This is a genomic window from Bartonella sp. B1099 (genome assembly GCF_944801835.1).
Taxonomy (GTDB): domain Bacteria; phylum Pseudomonadota; class Alphaproteobacteria; order Rhizobiales; family Rhizobiaceae; genus Bartonella.
The window spans coordinates 280001-297987 of sequence record NZ_CALYLN010000001.1 but is presented as its reverse complement, the minus strand read 5'-3'; the positions used below and the strand labels follow the sequence as shown (position 1 = coordinate 297987).

The 17987-nt window shown below is 38.0% G+C and carries 13 protein-coding genes; 6 read left to right on the top strand and 7 right to left on the bottom strand.

All coding sequences use genetic code 11. The features are described 5' to 3' along the window. Window positions 1–328: 328 nt before the first annotated feature. The gene (locus NNJ73_RS01215; protein WP_254492343.1) at window positions 329–787 is read left to right on the top strand and encodes a hypothetical protein; all 459 of its coding nucleotides are present in this window, start codon (window positions 329–331) and stop codon (window positions 785–787) included. A gap of 88 nt (window positions 788–875) precedes the next feature. On the opposite strand, the gene NNJ73_RS01210 is transcribed toward NNJ73_RS01215, so the two are convergent. Next, window positions 876–1259: a hypothetical protein gene (locus NNJ73_RS01210; RefSeq protein ID WP_254492342.1), complete on the bottom strand. Its 384-nt coding sequence runs from the start codon at window positions 1257–1259 to the stop codon at window positions 876–878. Window positions 1260–2829: 1570 nt separating this feature from the next. Between NNJ73_RS01210 and NNJ73_RS01205 the strand changes: the two genes are divergently transcribed. Together NNJ73_RS01205 and NNJ73_RS01200 are read left to right on the top strand one after the other, a co-directional pair. Beyond that, window positions 2830–3273 carry a hypothetical protein gene (locus NNJ73_RS01205; RefSeq protein WP_254492341.1) on the top strand — a complete coding sequence of 148 codons (444 nt, stop codon included), beginning with the start codon at window positions 2830–2832 and terminating at the stop codon, window positions 3271–3273. A gap of 1787 nt (window positions 3274–5060) precedes the next feature. Further along, complete coding sequence (locus tag NNJ73_RS01200) at window positions 5061–5834, top strand: DUF4167 domain-containing protein (protein WP_254492340.1); 774 nt, start codon at window positions 5061–5063, stop codon at window positions 5832–5834. Between the two features lie 1032 nt (window positions 5835–6866). On the opposite strand, the gene NNJ73_RS01195 is transcribed toward NNJ73_RS01200, so the two are convergent. The 4 genes from NNJ73_RS01195 to NNJ73_RS01180 all read right to left on the bottom strand — a co-directional run bounded on the left by NNJ73_RS01195 (window position 6867) and on the right by NNJ73_RS01180 (window position 10471). After that, on the bottom strand, window positions 6867–7295 hold the full coding sequence (locus NNJ73_RS01195) for a hypothetical protein (RefSeq protein WP_254492339.1): 429 nt from the start codon (window positions 7293–7295) through the stop codon (window positions 6867–6869). A 63-nt stretch (window positions 7296–7358) separates the two neighbouring features. Continuing rightward, a complete protein-coding gene (locus NNJ73_RS01190; protein WP_254492338.1) occupies window positions 7359–7724 on the bottom strand; it encodes a hypothetical protein in 366 nt (121 codons plus the stop codon). A 916-nt stretch (window positions 7725–8640) separates the two neighbouring features. Beyond that, window positions 8641–9654 carry a sensor histidine kinase gene (locus NNJ73_RS01185; RefSeq protein ID WP_254492337.1) on the bottom strand — a complete coding sequence of 338 codons (1014 nt, stop codon included), beginning with the start codon at window positions 9652–9654 and terminating at the stop codon, window positions 8641–8643. A gap of 22 nt (window positions 9655–9676) precedes the next feature. Beyond that, on the bottom strand, window positions 9677–10471 hold the full coding sequence (locus NNJ73_RS01180) for a response regulator (protein ID WP_254474737.1): 795 nt from the start codon (window positions 10469–10471) through the stop codon (window positions 9677–9679). Window positions 10472–10637: 166 nt separating this feature from the next. Between NNJ73_RS01180 and NNJ73_RS01175 the strand changes: the two genes are divergently transcribed. The 3 genes from NNJ73_RS01175 (at window position 10638) to NNJ73_RS01165 (ending at window position 13053) form a co-directional block, all read left to right on the top strand. After that, complete coding sequence (locus NNJ73_RS01175) at window positions 10638–10841, top strand: NepR family anti-sigma factor (protein ID WP_254474736.1); 204 nt, start codon at window positions 10638–10640, stop codon at window positions 10839–10841. Window positions 10842–10848: 7 nt separating this feature from the next. Further along, window positions 10849–11403: an RNA polymerase sigma factor gene (locus NNJ73_RS01170; RefSeq protein WP_254492336.1), complete on the top strand. Its 555-nt coding sequence runs from the start codon at window positions 10849–10851 to the stop codon at window positions 11401–11403. A gap of 225 nt (window positions 11404–11628) precedes the next feature. After that, window positions 11629–13053: a sensor histidine kinase gene (locus NNJ73_RS01165; protein WP_254492335.1), complete on the top strand. Its 1425-nt coding sequence runs from the start codon at window positions 11629–11631 to the stop codon at window positions 13051–13053. A gap of 502 nt (window positions 13054–13555) precedes the next feature. On the opposite strand, the gene NNJ73_RS01155 is transcribed toward NNJ73_RS01165, so the two are convergent. Further along, window positions 13556–15133: a metallophosphoesterase gene (locus NNJ73_RS01155; RefSeq protein ID WP_371923228.1), complete on the bottom strand. Its 1578-nt coding sequence runs from the start codon at window positions 15131–15133 to the stop codon at window positions 13556–13558. A 572-nt stretch (window positions 15134–15705) separates the two neighbouring features. Continuing rightward, complete coding sequence (locus tag NNJ73_RS01150; RefSeq protein WP_254492334.1) at window positions 15706–17685, bottom strand: M23 family metallopeptidase; 1980 nt, start codon at window positions 17683–17685, stop codon at window positions 15706–15708. Window positions 17686–17987 lie beyond the last annotated feature (302 nt).

The following is a 17987-nucleotide window of genomic DNA, read 5'->3' as shown; positions in this document are numbered from 1 at the left end:
TTTCAAACTCTTGTTTATCGATTGGCATTGTTTAAAGATTGATGAGGTTTGTTTTGTCTTATTGGGAGAATGCCAACAAGGCATGCAAGGCGATCCTATATTTTTCTTTGGTTTTAGGGGATAAATTCATCATTTTAGGTGAAAAGCAGAAGATAATTTAAAAAATATCTTGTAAAAATTTTCGATAAAGAAATTTTTTCAAAAGCCACGCGGTTTTAAACAGTTTCGACGCCTTCAAGCGGTTGGTTGCACGAGAAACAAAAGAGCCGTGCAAAGCGAAAAGAGATTCATTCAAAGGCTCTAGGGAGCTGTTCAAAAAGGGGATATAATGGCACTTTTTCCATTTTCTATTGCGGACATTGATGATCCTGAATGTATTCGTGTGGTGCTTTATGCCAGCGGGAGAATGGGACATGCTCCTTTGAACGCATTGTTGAAAAAAACATATGAAGATATGACAAAAATTTCAAAGCGCATGGATGCTTTAGAAAAAAAGTTAAAGACTCTCGATCTTGACAATGTCAAACAAAAACAAAATACGAAAGAAGATGATCAAAGCAGTATGAGTAGTAGTATTGTGAGTGGTGGAATAACCTTATCAGGCACTAAAATAAATGCACCAGAAATGAGTGTAGAATCATCTGTCGATAAGAGCAATTTTGTTTCAGAAGCTATATCTCTGAAGGTGCCAGAAATACACAGTCATGCTGGTCAAAACATCACTTTTGGATCTTCTCAAGGTTTTGCTTCTTTGTTAAACAAGGGAAAGAGAAAAAAGTCATCATAACACCTATCTATAGCTTGAAGCTATCAATGAAGAGAAACCTTATTACCATCTTCAGTGGGCGTAAAATTACTATGCGTTTGTGATGTCTTTAAAAAGAGTAAAAATTGATAGAAAGCGTGTCTTCAAAAACAAGCGGTATTACAGCAAAATTTATCATGATGTTTTTGAAAAGAGGTGGGCGCATGATAAAGGCACAGAGACAAAGTCTTATAGGCAAGGCTTTGGAGCCCAAAGAGAAAAAAGCCTTACCTAAATAAAAAACAATGGCAAAAAAGTTTGCAAAAAAAGTTCTTGCAGCCGTTTGAAATATCTTGTCAATAGAGCTTGCCATGGTTTTACATCTATAAAAATTTGCTGTTTTTACGCTTTTTTCAAAGAAAAAATATCTGTCATTGTGTCTTTTCTTATCAGCAACTAGAAAAGCTGTGTAATTGGAGAAGGCTTGCTTTGCACTTGTTTTCCTATCAGACAATACTGTACAAAATAGGGGGTATCCTTATAGGAAAACCGTTGTTTGTTTGTCTCATCTTGCTGATGTCGTAAAATAGCATCCGTAAAAAATTTGATTTATTAAATACATTTTGCTTTTAAAGTATGCTTTACTGCAAACGATACTCTTCAATAAAAAGATATTATTCTTCATATGGTTAAAGCCAGAAGAGAGACAAAACGGTCTTTTTTCATTCAGATGAATGAGATAAAAAAGTGCTTTTATCGCTCATTCTTTATACTTATCTCTGGATAAACTTTATAAATATAATTAAAAATCTTGCAATACTATACATTTTGTGTATAAGTATTGGTTATTGATTTCTTTTTTATGTTATTTAAATTATATCTCTATTCATAAGCCGCACCATTGAATGGTGCGGCTTTTTTTATTGCCTCACAGGTGGAGTGCTTGATCTCTGTTCTTGAGAAGGCTTTGAATTCTTTTTTCATTATTCTCATCATTGTATTTTGTGATGTCCTTTTGCAATGAAATTGCTCAATTCTTAGGTATTTTTATCCCAATGGGGGGCATTAAAGTAAAAACGCAGGTGTTTGTTTCTTTGCGTTGGTTGTCTTTAAGGGCGTTGAAGCGTAAGAGATCTTTGTTCCTTTTTGACCGAGAATGACATGAGGAGAATGACATGGGGGGGGGAGGAGTAGCATGGGAGGAAAACATAAAATGGGGAGACAGCTTCATTGAAAATGTAAAGGCGGATAATGACGCGTCTTATCAGTTTCTTTTTTCTTTACGACTTTTAAAACGATCCCTATCTTTTAAATAATGAAGATCATGTTTTACACTTTTGTTTCTCACGTGTCTTTAGGGGATCGTATTCCTCTGGGAAAACAGAATGCTCTCAATATATTTCTCTGGCTTTCAATGTTGTGACAAGCTCTAAAGAGTCATCCTTCTTTTAAGTTTATTTCGCGAGGGGTTACGTGAATGGTATAAGGAACCCTCATGAACTTGTATAAAATGGATAGGGTTCTTCTTTTCTTGATAGTTCATAAAAGAGTATGTTGGCGTTTTCATCCACTTGTCCAACCCACAATGTTGCGATAAGCTCTTAGAATTTGAGACGGTTAGAGGTATACCTTTCTTGGATAGTCTTTGGCCTACACGTTAGCTCCACTTGTAATGTCTAAACAAGGGGTTTTGACTGATATAATAGCCAAAACAGATTTGAAATGAGAGAGAGTTCTGCGATATTTGGATGTCTTATTTAACATGCAAAATAATGAACATTCTTTATCAATCAACGGGGTGCGTCTTAATGAAGACGAGTTGTTTACAGAGTGGGCTGCATGAAGAATCTTTGTCTTTTAAGCTGGTGGGAGAAAATTATAATCTGTTTTTTCTATAATGAGGGAAGGTTTTTCATAAGAGTTTTATATGATAAAAAACAGTAAAAATATTAACGCTACAGAGAAAAAAGAGTCCTTAAGCATATTGATCGTTTGCTGTTATACCCTGTATTATGTAAAAAGATACTTCTATCATTTTGGGTTGTAAAAAGCTTCTCTTGGGATGTGTAAAGGGTATAGTCTTTATGGAAAAAAGAATCCGCGCAAGACAAAAGGCTTATTTCAAAAGATTATATCGCAAGATTGCTTTTGTTTGCATGATAGTCTGTTGTATTGTGATTTTGTTTTTTGTTTTTGCAAAGGCGGTCAGTTATTTTTCTTCTCACAAAAAAATAGCACAACAAGCGCCTGTTGAATTGGCTATTCCTGTTTTTGATCTGCGTGTGTATTGCAAGGAAATTTCTGCTTCCGTGATGCCCGATATGAAAAGAGAAGTTTATCAGCATTGTCTTAATTTGGAAAGTGAGGCCTATTTTGCTATTCGTGAAATGTGGGATAAGCTTTCTGATACGGCAAAAAAACAATGTTTGACGATGGTTCGACCGGGGGATGGAAATTATTTTCTCTTACGAGACTGTTTTCTCAATGAAAAAGAAGGTGAAAAAGGCAGAAAACGCAATTACTTTTAAGGTGTTACACGAAAAGTTAAAAGAATGTGAATTTTGATGAAAAGATAAAAAACGCCCCATTGCTCTCTGCCTCTATACCAATGCCCTCTATACCATTAAAATATATTTATTTTGTACAAGTCTTGGTTCATTTAAGGTGTGATCGTATAAGCTATGGAGGCTTCTTTAAAGTATTTTAAAGGGCATGGTGCGTTTTCAGGGGAACTTTTGCAGGCGTTTCATTTAAGGGAAATAATAGGTATGGGAAGCCCATTTTCAACGGTGCTGCGTAAATGAGGAAGGCGCTCATGAAATATATAAAACGTCTATGGAGTATATAAAACTTATAAGTTCCCCCTCTCTTTTTGCTTCATAAAAGTGCAAGCCAGCGCCTCTCATATATTTAGCGCTCCAATGTTACGGACAGTCTTTGAGCTTTAAAAACAGTTCATAAGAGGCATTTTGAGTCTTTTTTATCGTTTGTGCAGGCTCTCCTTCGCGTGTAACGTGCAAGGCAATGAATTTTGATTGATTGAATAGGAAGCAGATTGAGGATGAAAAAATCTTACGGTCTGAAGGTTTTTTTACTCAATACAAAAATTTAAGACAAAAAAGATGAATGATCTTTATAATCAATTTGTTGTACGAATTTTAAAAAAGTTCGGATTGTGGACAGATTGGTGTGGAGAAAGAATCCGCTTCCTTTGAGGGTGGCTTAAGCCAACAGGGATGATAAAGGGGGCAATAGATATGATAAACTGAGATATGACAAAACTGAGTAAAAAACATTTCTTTCTTTGAGAGGGTATAAATTTCAAGATTGCTTCATGCATAAAGTGCTCTATGGGGGGCCCATGGGCTTATTTTATCCCCCTCAGTTTTCTTGATAAGACAAGGATAAGAGAAGAAATCTGTTATGTTATTCTTGTTGATAGACTTTGAAGGGGCACTTTTTTAAAGGAGAATCCGATTTTTAAGGAAGTGTAACATGTTGGTCGTTTTTTTAAATGATTTGATATTTTTTGTATTTAACTATTTAGTTTTTAGGATCAATTTGTCTTCAATAAAGAAGGGGGATTAACTTAAAAATCTATGGGATTAAAATAGAAATTAAGAGGATCTTTGGTATGTTTGAGAAAGAAGAGTGGTCTTTTGATGATTATAGGGCTTGAATAATCTTTCATATTAATTTATCTATAAGAGTCTTAAGGGATTTTGTGAAGCGATTGTCAATTATCGCTCGCAAGGGGTTGCTTTAGCGGTGAAGAGAGGCTATATTCATAAAATAAAGAGGTTCCCGCAGTGACTCGTTAGGGCAGAAGTGCTTATGAGTTTAGGGCACGAGGGGGAAAGAATATCGGCGTTTTTAGGAGCGGTGGTTTTAGAGCAAAAAGTGGTTTTAGGGCAGAAAAAGGGAAGCTTCCCATGTTCTCTGGCAGGAGTTTGCTCTTTGTCAGAGGTGTTCTATGTGTGTTCTCCTTTTTGTTTTCCACAAGGTAATTATTTTTTTTAGTGAAATATGGTTTATTTAAAAAAAAACACTTGGCATTTTATGTGAACATCACTAGGTTTCTGCTGGTTGACAGAAAAAGAGGGAATTTTTGATTTACAATTTCCCTGCTGTTTTGTGATTTTCAAGAAAATATATGCTTTTATCAATATCAGTAGGGTTCGTTTGAGTGAAATAAAACGCGGATAGCTTGATAACCGTATGTTAAACATGAGCAGCATGATCAAAAAATAATGCAAAAAAATAATGCAATGAAGAAGAGTCAATATAAGATACACACTCCAATAAAGGGATAAAGATGAGGCCACAACAAAATAGACGGGTACGCGGTCGCAATAATAACAATAATGGTAATAACAATAATAATCGTCGCGGTCCTAACCCGTTGTCTCGCAATTATGAAAGTAGCGGTCCGGATGTTAAAATTCGCGGAAATGCTCAGCAAATTGCTGATAAATACATCAGCCTTGCGCGGGATGCACAAGGGGCGGGGGATCGCGTGATGTCGGAGAATTATTTACAACATGCCGAGCACTATTTGCGGATTATTTTAGCCGCAGCTGGGCAAATGGCTCAATCGGCTCGACGTGATGAAACACGTGGGGATGAAAATCGTGATGAAAACAACGGACAAGAATGCAGTGAAAGTGATCCTGAAGAGCAAAAAATAGAGGCTATCGCATGTGACACAAAAGGATTACAGGACACAGATGGATTGCAGAAAAAGTCGCAAAAAAATGGTCATGATTCATATGTCGAAGCACAAAATGGTAATGCACGTGAAAATGCTGTCGAGGCTCTATCAGATGCGAAAACAGCTCAGGAGAATGGTTGCTCTGAGGAAAATGGTGAACCGGTTAAGAAAACACGTCGCTCTCCGCGCCGGCGTACGGTACGGACTAAAGAGCAATCATCCCTTGAGTTTTCATTGACTACAGCAGAAAACTCTGAAAATGGCGATGTGTCAACATCAACAGAAGAGGTCTCTGATTTGCCGGGATTAAGTGAGGGGATACAGAAAAAAACGCGTCGTCGCCGTGTGGTCAGTCTTGAAGCAGAGAAAAATGTTTAAATCCTTCAAGTCAGCCGTGTTAAGTGTTTAATGGTGCTTTTGGTGTAAGAATGTGTACAGGTGCGGTTTTTTACACTTTCTTTGAATTTTCATTCTTTACGTTTTTATGAAAAATATTTGCCAATAGGGGAGACGGCTAAGAAGATTATCTCTTGGCTTGGCGTGGGGGGCTTGGAAGAGATGAGGGGGATGGAGAAAATCTGCGTTTGTGTATTTTAAGAGGCGGTTCTTTTATGAAGGACAGGTTGCTTTGTTAGATACGTGTGTGGTGTTTAATCTCTTTCAATCTACTCAGTCTATTTTACTACCGGAAAGCTATACTGTGAAAGCCATCAATCACTTTTGTGAATAAAAGGTGCAAACTGGGCATTCTTGCTTTCATTATCAATGTTGCAACAGCTTTTCCCTCTGGCTTTTGAAATCAGTTCATAAAGAGCTTTTTATGCATAGGCCTCTCTGCTGTGATGTGTGAGAAAATGATTTTGATAAGCTTCATCATGAAGAGCGTTGGTATGAGAGAATCTTAAGATATTTGCAGTGTTCGTTTAGCATAGAAAAAAGGGGCATTATAAATCAATAGACTGAATTTGCGTCCTCAAGAAGGTATATTTCTTGCACTTTCATTTAAGTTATTGCAGGCGATATCCGTTTTCTTAAGAATGGAAATGTATTGACTTGAAAAGTAGCTCCTTTATTTCGATGAGGTGAGACGGAGAAAAAAACGCCGCCGTTCAAGTGATAGCATCTTGAAGCTGAGGAAAATGTTTAAACATTTTAAGCATGTTGGGTTAAGTGTTTGTGGTGCTGTTGCTGTAATGCATGTGGGGGTATGTGCGGTTTCTCGCACTTTCTTTGAATTTTCGTGGGTAACTTCGCCCAAAAGGGGGTGACAAAACAGCTATCTCTTGTCTTGGAAGTGGTGGAGGGGAGACGGAGAAAAAACGCCGCCGTTCAAGTAATAGCATCTTGAAGCCGAGAAAAAATATTGAGATCTCAAAAATGCTCTGTAAGCCGGTGATGTTATTGACTTGTTTAATGAGGTATTGCCGTTGATATTTCTTCTGTTGTTTCAATAGAAAGAACGGCAATCAGTGCACCGGTATGATAATTGTAAATCATAAATTTTGTTTGTCTCTCAGGGGTTAACGTCTTCAGAACAATATTGTGTTCTGAGAGGCTTTGCGACAAAATCTGTGTTTTTTTCGGTAGGGAGAGCGTGTGGTGGATAACGTGTGGATTTTTGCTGTGGGAGGAAGAGAGCTCTGTTTGTTTTGGCGCTGATCCCGTTGTAACTTTATAAACGATTAAAAATAGAACGGTTAAAATGAGGAAGAGCGTTATTAAAACGGAAATCATCATTAAACCCATCAGTTTTTTTCTCACCCGCTCTACAGCAGGATCTAAGGGGAGATCTTGGGGGTGAGGGTTTTGCTCTGTGTGAGGGGCTTTTGAGGAGGGCATTGGCTTATTTATCCATCATGTCTTCTATTGAACTTTTTTTTAAGATCTGATGGGTTTATGCGTTTAAAGTTTTTTGTGCAAGAGGTTTGTGGAAGAAGAACGCAGAAGAGAAGGCAATGTTGGTAAAATGTCTTCTTTTTGGACTATTGATCTCTTGTCGTTGACATTTTGGCTTTCAAGCAGGAAATTTCCGTGGTTTGTTACAGACCAGATCAATTTTACTTTTTGTTGATGTAATTGGGGGGGGACGTTTATACATTGGGCAAAAATTTGTTGTCCATAAAATGCAGACTTTTTTATGGATGGCACCATGGCTTGTTCACAGGCTTGAGCCGTTGGGTAGATTTTAGCCATGGTATTGTTGGAATAGCAACTGTTAAAATCATCCGTACATGAAACCAATAAGAGAATAAAAATAAGGGGATTCATAAAATATCTTCCAAATGAGCGGTTGACAGCGTAGGCTCCAATTCGTCAGCCTAGGGTTTCTTCGTTGTTAAACGTTTTTAAAGTTTGTTCGTTCCAAGGGATTCCAAACCCCAAGAATCTTCTAGATTGAATCACTCAAAATCATTGGCTTGCACTTCATAAAAGCCAAGCTTGTGGGCTAAACTGGTGGGGAAAAATATTTGTAAAAAACACTCAAAATAGCGCTTGTGAATGCTCTCTCATGTCAAAAGTTTGTTGTAAGGGGAAATATAATGGGTTTGTTGTATCGCTGGGTATAATGGTGCTCAACGGCTGCTTTTAGCGCGTAAGGGCTATGCAAGGGCTTGATGGTTCACTTTACAGGGGAGAGGAGCCTATTTGCAGGCGCTGTGTTGAAATGAGCTTGGAAGCATTGAGAAATATTAAAAAAGTGCGTGAAGGGAAAAGGTATCTGCCGTTTTGGATGTTCTCTTTTGTGTGAAGAGGAGGATTCAGAATGCGATCAATAAAAAAGCATTAAAATTGTGTCATTTTTATTGGTTTATTGATTTTGCCATAGATTCCTTAAGCCCTGTAAAGCTCTGAAGCGTAATGGTTGGCTTTAATCCTTAAAATCATCATTTTTCCAGAATGAAAAGGTTTGCGCCTGGAAAAAATAATACAAGAAAATTATACAAAAAGATAGGAGGAATAGCTCCGCTCTGATGGGGTATATAAAAGCTGAAACAGCTTGTTTTTCATCCTTTGGGGTTTTGTCTTAAAATATATGGCAAGAGATGGTCATTGATGGACAGCGGGAAGGGCGTTGACTGGAGCATTTTCATTGTTACGGTTTTTTGCGAGGAGAAAAATATCTTTATGTTGAACAGGTTAGAAATTTTCCTGAAGAGAGGAATTTATGGTTTAAAAGGCTCTTTTAAGAAAAAATATCAAAATACGTATCAGGAACAGAAAGGCAATAAACAATCCCTTCTTTTGTCCATTTGAAGGAAGCTGAACCATTGACAGAAATGGGAACAATTTTTTCGAGAACAGTACTGCCAAAACAAGCTTTTTTATCATTTGCCGGAAGGGTTCCGGATTCAAAGTGTTCATTCCAAGTGATGCGTAGATGCGTTTTGCCATTCAGTTGTGTCTTGATTTCACAGCGTACATAGACGTGTCCTTTTTCTTGGGAAAGGGCTCCAAAAGAAAGAGAATTGACAATCAATTCATGAAAAGCCAAACCAATATGCAAAGCGGCATTGGGAAAAAGGTAAGGATCAACACCCTCAAGTGAAAAACGTTCTGTTTCTTTCATTAAATAGCCAAACGCTTGCGTTTGGACCAATTCACGAAATTGGGCGCCACGCCAATCGGAATCGGTGATAAGATCTTGAGAATGAGAAAGAGAATGAAGACGACCTTGAAATTTGCGTAAGAAAACCTGAAGCGTTTCAGTATAGCGGGCCGTTTGGCTGGCAATACTTTGAATGATCGCTAGAAGATTTTTAGAACGGTGGCTGACTTCGCGTAGAAGAATTTTAAGCACTTGTTCACGGCGGCGTAAACCGGAAATATTAACACCGGTGGTAATAATACCAATGATGTCTCCGTTGTCATTGCGGTGGCAATCAATAGAAAATTTATACCAAATCTCTTGTTTGCTCGTATCTTCAAAACGTGCTTCAACGGTTTGCATTTTGCCACTGGCTAAAACCTGCAATTTAATGGTTTCCATATTGTCTGCAAGGTCAAGCGAAAAAAAGTCGCTGTCACGACATCCAACCCGCCATTTATCGTGCAGGTGTTGTGGTAAGTTTTCAGCCCATAAATAAACCAGATTTGTTGCCTGATAGAGAACACAAATATCAGCACCACGAATCGCTTGCATGAGCGCGCTTATATGAGATCTGTCTATAGGACGCTTGGAAAGAGGCGTAACGATCATAATGGAAAAGGTTTACTTTGCTCTAAGCCGCTTTAGAAGCATTCTCTTGAAAAAATAAAGCCTGCGAAATAAGCGCTTTCACCATATCTGGGTTAAAAGGTTTGGTTACTAAAAAAGTCGGTTCTGGACGCTCGCCGGTCAATAACCTTTCCGGAAAAGCCGTGATGAAAATCACCGGTATACGATCATTTTTCAAAATCTCATTGACCGCATCAATGCCTGAACTGTTATCGGCTAACTGAATATCCGCTAAAATCAACCGTGGCTTTTTCTTATGATACATGATCACAGCTTCATCACGCGTGCGCGCTATGCCCACAACATGATGACCTAGACTTTCTACCATTTGCTCAATATCGAGTGCAATAAGAGGTTCATCTTCAATAATCATCACGTGTGTGGCAATTTGTTGAGAAATATCAATCGAGGCTTGGTTGAGAAGCTTGCGAAACTCTTTCGTATCTAGATCCATGATTTCGCTGGCTTCTTGTTCATTAAATCCTTCAACGGCAATGAGCAAAAATGCTTGGCGGGCACGGGGTGTCAAATAGGATAATTTGGCACTGGTTTTTTGTTCAATTCCAAATTGTGGCAGGGGTTCAGGGATATTCGGAGTGGTTTGGTCAAAAAGATGGCAAAAAAGCCAATAGGTCCCAATCCGATCACTGGATGCTTTGGGAAAAATAGAAATGTCGGCTATGAGCGCTTCCAACATTGCGGATACATAGGCATCGCCAGAGGATTGGCTCCCGGTGACAGAACGGGCAAAACGCCGAAGATAGGGAAGATGCGGGGCAATGCGCGTGGATAATGACATAATTTATAACTCCTTTGACCTTTCAAGCATTTTGTTGGTTGAAATTCTCAACAGATAAAAAAGTTCCGATTTGTATGGAACTTTTTACCCACAGCTATATTTACAACCATAAGGCGAAAAATTCTTCGCGGTGCTATTGATATTATATGGATTAGGGGGATGAAAAATGAACGACCGTGATGAAAAAAATCTCACTACACCCTTTAAAGTTGGAGATGATCTTCTCGGGGTTAACAGTGAGATAGCACGGAAATTACGCCAATTTTACATGGAAATTCAAGAAGAAGCACTACCACGGCGTTTGCTCGAGCTTTTAGAGAAGTTGGAGCGTGCAGAGCAATTTGCTTTAAACAATGTGGAAAAGGTTTGAATCCTTTATGTCAAAATGTGCGAGAAACTTTAAACAAGAACTCCTTTTGGTGTTGCCGGCTCTGCGTGCTTTTGCTGTTTCTTTAAGTGGAAAGCATGATAAAGCCGAAGATTTGGTCCAAGATACGGTGATGAAAGCATGGGCTAAACAAAATTCCTTTGAGATGGGAACCAATCTCAAAGCGTGGCTTTTTACAATTCTGCGCAATGAATTTTATAGTCAAATGCGCAAAAAGGGAAGAGAAGTTCAAGATACCGACGGCGTATTTACCCAAAATGTTGCGGTTCATCCTTCTCAATATGGAACACTTGATTTGCAAGATTTTAAAAAAGCCTTAAATCTGCTTTCAGCCGATCAAAGAGAAGCCATTATTCTCATTGGGGCATCGGGGTTTTCTTATGAAGATGCAGCGGCTATTTGTGGCTGTGCTGTTGGAACCATTAAAAGCCGTGTGAGCAGGGCGCGTCATCGATTACAGGAGATTCTTCATGTCGATGGTGAATCCGATTATGGACCTGATTCTTATTCTGCTGGAAGTACATTGTGTTCATTTAACGGCTAAAAAAGCATAATAATTATGATGGATAGCCTTGTTTTTTTTATTCCCGTTATAGCTATTACAGTAAAGTCAGTATCTGAGGAAATTCAGAATGTTTGACGTGTATCTCTTCGGAACACAAAAAAAGCCCGTATGAAATACTCTCATGGGTTTTTGGTGTTTGTTCCATAAGGTTGCCTTCCTTTGTACTGAAAAATGACGACTTTCAAGTTCGCCAATGGAAATTCTATGACAACAAAAACAAATTTGCTGCCTCAAATGCCTTCTTCTGATGCAACGATATCACGCTGGCGATGGGCAGCGATTGTTGTTTCCCTTGTGATGGCTCTTTTAGCATCGGTTTTTATTATGTTGCTTTCCAATGCCGTTGATCGAGAAGTTGCCCAGTTAAATACGAGTTCAGAATTGCGCGAACAGGCTGATTTGGTGCTGATCAGCCTGATTGATATGGCTGTTGCTGATCGCAGCTATGCAAAAACCCGAAAGCCAGAAGATAAGATCCGCTTTGAAAATGCAGAGCGGGAATTGGGAGATATTCTCGATTATATCGAACTTATTGTTTATGCGCATCCGCAATGGGATGAATGGTTTAAGGCTTTTAAAAAAGAAGTTGAAGCACGAAAAGCATTTATGAATGCCCATATGCAGGCGCTTGATACACTTCCTGATCAATCTTCTCAACCTTCTGTGTCGTTGGATGTCTCGAGGATTCCCGTGGCTCGTTTAGCGCAATTGATGACAAGTTTTATTAATGGCGATGATGTGGTGCGACAAAAACAACGTGAGGGAATCGCATTGATGCGGGCTGCTTTAACATTGGCAGCGATTGTTTCGGTTGTGAGTACTTTTATTTCTGCCTATTTTGTGATTAATCGTTTTCATCGTGATGTACGTTCTTTAAAATTGTATCAATTGCTGCTTCATAGCGAAAATGCCGCGCTTGAAGCCCGTGTGAAAGAAAGAACCCAAGAATTAGAAAAAGCGCGCAATCACGCCGAAAAAGAACGCCAACGGGTTGAAATATTGTTGCAGGATGCAAGTCATCGTATTGGTAATTCTCTTGGGACGGTATCTTCTTTGCTGGGGCTTCAATTAAGTCGGAGTAAAAATGAAGAAGTCCGTTCTGTTTTAGGAGCCGCACGGGATCGTATTCAGACAATTTCCACAGCCCATCGTCGTTTGCGCTTGAGTGATGATATGGAAACGACTCTCTTGGCGGATTTTCTCAGTTCTGTTGTGCATGATGTCGAATTGGCGGTCCCTTTTGAATTGCGTGAAAACATTACCATTCACACGGACTTTAAAGATTGTCGTTTGTCTTCAAGAGATGCCACAACCCTTGGAATTATCCTTGGTGAATTGCTGACCAATTCCTTAAAACATGCTTTTCCTGATCAACGGGAGGGGCATATTTATATTTCCTTTGGTCCTCAAGCCAATGGACAATTGATGCTCGTTGTCGAAGATGATGGCGTGGGGATGAAAAATCAAACTTTAAAACAAAAGACAGGACTGGGACGTGTGGTGGTGGAACAGCTTTGTATGCAATTTGGTGAAAAACCACTTTTTGAAACGTCTTCTTTAGGAGGAACAAAGATTGTCATTCCTTTGCCAAAACTCAGTACGAAGAGTGCAAAAAAAATCTCTGACTGATATTTTTAAAAGGCGTAAATTTTCTCTGTTTGCTCGTTTTTAAAACAAGAAAATAAAAGATGGTTTTGCAAAATCATCACTCTTCATGAAAGTGTTGCTTGTCTTCAAAAGATGCTACAACCCTTGGAATTATCTTGGGTGGATTACTCACCAATTCCTTAAAGCACATCTTTCCTGATTAAAGGGTGAACTGTATTGATTTCTCTTTTTTATTTAAATCCAATAGATAATTGATACGCATTGTAGAAATTGTAGAAGATGATCGAGGGCATGAAAAATCAAACTTCAAAGCAAAAACTGGCCTTGGTCCATGTGGTGGTAGAACAGCTTTCGTATGCAATTTGGTAAAAAATTTGCTTTTGAAACATCTTCTTTAGGGAGAGACAAAAATTGTCATTCCTTTGCCAAAACTCAATATAGGTGGTGAAAAGGATATACTGTTCTCATAAAGCTCTGTTTGAGTTTCCTTTTTATTTGTTGAGATTGAAAAGAAAAAATGCCTTTATAAACGACTACAACTTTCAGAGAATTTTGTATCATTTCCTATGAGACCAAGATCTTCATATAAAATCGGTTTTCCGTTACTTTCATTATAAGCTTCAACATGGATATTTTTTCCCTCTACTTTTATGAGGTAATAGCTGCCTCTAAAGAGTGCTCCTGCTGTATAGACTGGAATGTTTCCAAAGACTTTATCATCCTGTGCGCGGCAATAGAATCGACTATGTACGTGTCCAACAAAGATTGCTTTGACATTATGGGCGGTAATGATGGATTTAAATATAGCGAGATTTTGAGCATTTTGAGGATGAAGAAAATGAGAATTTTTATCTTTAAAATAGGGACGCGCATCGTGAAAGTTGAGAATTGTAACTTTCCCTCTTTTATCAGCAGCTTCTAAATCTTTTTTTAGCCAATTCAAAGAGTTCTTAATATTTATTGACGTTGTACGGTCGTTTAAATGCACTTCATAGAGTGGATAATTGTGAAGTTGTACATAGTGAATATCGCCATGATCCCATGAATAACTCAAACTTCCTTTTACTAGGTGAGTGCCGTTAAAAAGCCACTTCTCTGTGAGATCTTGAGAAAAGTTTGATAGGCTCTTCTTATATTTTTTCATTTCTGCGATCATTCTTTCAACAGCACTTATCGCACAGGCATCAGCGAAAAAATTGAATTTCCAAGGAATTATACAATCATGAGCATTATTTGCGTAATCGTGATTTCCTAGCCCCTCATAAACAGGAACACCAAGGTTTTTATAGATATTGGCATAGCTATCATATGTTTCTTTTCGACCATATTCTGTTAAGTCACCATTCACAATGATAAAATCTGCCTTATGTGATTTTAGTGCTTGTGCAACTTTTTTATTTTCTCTGATCCATGGATCTCTATTTTTTGTTGAATTCGGATCTCCGGTTGTTAAACGCCATGGCTGGGGGTCAGCTGCGATAATGACGGTGTAACCCTTGTGAGATCGAGATTGATTTTGAGGTTGCTGTGTTTTAGAAGAACGATCATCGTTGCTTGAAAGAAGTTTGGATTGCTCAGGCTTTTGAACATTGGAAAGGTAAGACTGAGACTGATTTTGAGGCTGCTCTATCTCTTGTAAAGGATTATTTTCTTGAGGTTGCTGTATTTTAGAAGAACGATCATCGTACCTTGAAAGAAGTTTTAGGATAAGCATTAAGTGATCAATCTGTTGGATGTTGGAAAGACCTCTGCTTCTCTCAATGTTTGTTTTTTCGTTTGTCAACTTTTTCTCGTTTATAAGAGAAATTCTTGATTTGAGCTTTTTACTTGTTGCTTGATCCAATTTTTTTATGGTTAAAGATTTCTTTTTCCATTGTGCATTTCCTTTCTGTTTTGTCTTAATTGACATACGAAGATTTCTTAGTTTTTTAGCTCTATTGATGCTTTTCTTCTTTGCTGAATAATTTTGCAACTTTTTCGATTGCGTTTTTGATGCTGTTATTCCATTTTGCGTGTGATAAGGTGTCGCTATTGCTTTTTCCGAGATAAGAAAAATACTTAAGCCTATCACAATACTTATATTTATAGTTGAATATATCATAAGTTTATCCCCTTTTAAGTATTTTTACCTTTATGTTGCAAAAGCTAAAATTATTTTTTTCAATTTGAATTTTACATTATACTTTATATTTATTTAACTTCCAAGTTAAAATTAAAATTTAGACTGAAAAAAAAGACGTAAATTTAATAAAAATAGCTTTATGGTCATCTTATTTGCTAAAATAACTCCTTATAATGCTTTTTTTAATCAAGTATTTTACGATTTGTATTTTTATTTGAATGCAAATATTGTTTATTATTTTATAGAAAGTTATTATATGGATTTTTTTAGAGATAGGGAAGAACGCGATTTTCAGATTCTTGATAGAACATATAAGAAAAGAGTCACGATTTTTTCTTTTTTATAATTTCACCTTTAGGTCTTGATAAGGCAATAGAGGCTATGCCTATTTTAAACATTGCTCTATTTTTTTGTGTATCCGTCTCCTTTAAAATATTCTTAAGCGCGGAAATCCCTTTGAGGTCGTTTAAACTCTAGGATATTTTTTGAAAGACTTTGAAAATGTTGATAAGCTTTTGTGAGAAAGACACTTACACGGTGCTTTTCATGTTTTAAGTCTCTTCAGAGGGGCTTATCGGGCTGTTGATTAAGGAATCGATATTGTTTTTTTCTTGTAGGAATGTTTGCAGATCTTGATTGGTTAAGGCTTTGCTATCAGGTATACGGATGCGCATGGGATCAACTTTGACGCCATTGACAATGATTTCAAAATGACAATGGGGGCCGGTTGCCATCCCTGTTGTTCCAACATAGCCAATGATTTGTCCTTGTCGTACTTTCACGCCTGGTTTTATATCTGGTGCATAACGGCTTTGGTGTGAATAACTGCTGACATATCCATTCGCATGTTGAATTTCCGTATGGTTTCCATAGCCGCCTGTGACGCCTACTTTTGTAACAATACCATCTCCTACAGCAATAATAGGTGAGCCTTTTGGTGCCACCCAATCAACCCCTGTATGCATGCGCACATAGCCTAAAATAGGATGTTTGCGTGGACCAAAGGGGGAACCGAAAATGCCATTGGGTGTGGGTTTGCGCAGTAAGAAAGGCTTTGAACTCTTTCCTTCAGAATCATAATAATCAACGCTTCCGTCTTTTAATTGATAACGGTAATATTTATAAGTTGTATTGCCAAAAGTTGCACTAATATAACGAATTTCTGGATCAGTGCTTTGAGAGGGTTCTTTTGCTTTCTTTTTGCCGTTTTGGGTTTCTTTATCGCTTTGGGGGACGGCATAAAATATTTCGATTTGGTCATTGGGAGTTATTCGGCTTTTCATATCAATATTGGTGGCAAGCAGACGAATAAGACGATAAGAAAGCGATTGTGATATATTGTGGCTCAGCAAAGCACTATAGAGTGCATCATAAGCCGTTGGTAATTGTGCGCTATTGATATAAGAATGGGGAATACCATTTTGAAAAGCCGTTTTGAGTGCTTTAGACATCTTAGGCTCTGCGCTTTCAATGAATTGACCTTTATCATTGAGGGCAATGGTGAGAACATGATACATCCCGTGATAAATACTTGCGCGTACGAGATGGTCTTCTTCTCCAGCTTGTGTCACGATACCAATGCGCAATAAACTTCCCTCTTTAAGCGTATCGGAAAGGCTAAATTTTTCGAGAGTGCTAACAACTTGTTCAATTTGATTCTTTGTGTAACTGGTTTTTTTGAAAGCATCAGCGATTTTTTGTTTTTTACGAATAGGAATAATATCTTCAACATAATTTTTTGCCAAATCGATCCGCTGATTTTGAGGAGAAACGGTTACATTTTCTTGAACGATTCGGACTTCAGGAGATTCTGTTCCTTGGGAATCAGAAGAGGCATCTTCTAATTTTAAAGGATCGATGAGTGTGAGAATCGAAAGGAGTTCACTACTTTTTTCTAAAGTAAATCCAGCTTTTTGTATCTCTTGTTGCGCCTCTTCCTCTGTTAGCGTATCGGTGTCCTCAAAATCGAATTGATTGACCTTAAAATCATAGCTACGTAAGGTGAGTTTTGTTTCGATTTTTGCACCGTAAATCTGTCCCGAATCTTTTAGATTGCTGCTTTGATTTTTCGAATCACTGGCAAGAATGCTTAAAGAATCAAATTTTGGATAGCTATATTTCTGGGGGCGCTTTTCGGCTAACGCCATGCGAATCCATTCAAAATGTTGTGTTTGAATAACTTTTTCATCGCCTTTTTTTTGCAGAATTGATAGCTCAAATTGGCGTTTACTATCGAAGCTTTGCCGTGCATGCGTGGGCGCAATACGATCCCCTTTATAGCCATTGGCTTCAGGGTCTTGTGCGTGTGAGAGAGTGTCTTTTGTAAACCATTGTGGCGGTGTTACCAATCGTTGTTGTTCATCAAGAGCTGTAAAAAGTGCAATCCCCATAAGAATGCAGGAGGTGATTCCCGTGAGCACAGTTCCCGTAAGCCAACGGGCTGAAACCTGTCGACGTTCAGGATGCAAGCGTTTAACGACAAGAGCAGGGTCCTGTCCGGGATCGTTCTTTTGTTGTTCGTTATCCCACATAGATTTTAAGCATACTTTTCGATATTAAATGAGGAAAGCTAACATAGCTTAGCACGTTTCTACAAGAATTTGATTGATAGATTACAGATCATGTAAATCCTTTTTATCCCGTAATAACCCATCGATCTTATGCCGAGAAATCCCTTTCAAGCAACCTTTAAAGGAACGTCAAACAAGCGCTAGAATGATTAACACACTTTAGCAGTAGCTCCTCTTTTCATGCATTGCAATGAGGCACTATACTTTCTTTAAAGTCAGCCTATTTATTTGATCCTGTTTAGTTATTGAGTTTTATATATTTT

Bases quoted from the DNA above. Each gene is read 5' to 3' on its own strand.
- NNJ73_RS01215 (WP_254492343.1), top strand. From the start codon at position 329: ATGGCACTTTTTCCATTTTCTATTGCGGACATTGATGATCCTGAATGT.
- NNJ73_RS01205 (WP_254492341.1), top strand. From the start codon at position 2,830: ATGGAAAAAAGAATCCGCGCAAGACAAAAGGCTTATTTCAAAAGATTA.
- NNJ73_RS01200 (WP_254492340.1), top strand. From the start codon at position 5,061: ATGAGGCCACAACAAAATAGACGGGTACGCGGTCGCAATAATAACAAT.
- NNJ73_RS01195 (WP_254492339.1), bottom strand. From the start codon at position 7,295: ATGCCCTCCTCAAAAGCCCCTCACACAGAGCAAAACCCTCACCCCCAA.
- NNJ73_RS01190 (WP_254492338.1), bottom strand. From the start codon at position 7,724: ATGAATCCCCTTATTTTTATTCTCTTATTGGTTTCATGTACGGATGAT.
- NNJ73_RS01185 (WP_254492337.1), bottom strand. From the start codon at position 9,654: ATGATCGTTACGCCTCTTTCCAAGCGTCCTATAGACAGATCTCATATA.
- NNJ73_RS01180 (WP_254474737.1), bottom strand. From the start codon at position 10,471: ATGTCATTATCCACGCGCATTGCCCCGCATCTTCCCTATCTTCGGCGT.
- NNJ73_RS01175 (WP_254474736.1), top strand. From the start codon at position 10,638: ATGAACGACCGTGATGAAAAAAATCTCACTACACCCTTTAAAGTTGGA.
- NNJ73_RS01170 (WP_254492336.1), top strand. From the start codon at position 10,849: ATGTCAAAATGTGCGAGAAACTTTAAACAAGAACTCCTTTTGGTGTTG.
- NNJ73_RS01165 (WP_254492335.1), top strand. From the start codon at position 11,629: ATGACAACAAAAACAAATTTGCTGCCTCAAATGCCTTCTTCTGATGCA.
- NNJ73_RS01155 (WP_371923228.1), bottom strand. From the start codon at position 15,133: ATGATATATTCAACTATAAATATAAGTATTGTGATAGGCTTAAGTATT.
- NNJ73_RS01150 (WP_254492334.1), bottom strand. From the start codon at position 17,685: ATGTGGGATAACGAACAACAAAAGAACGATCCCGGACAGGACCCTGCT.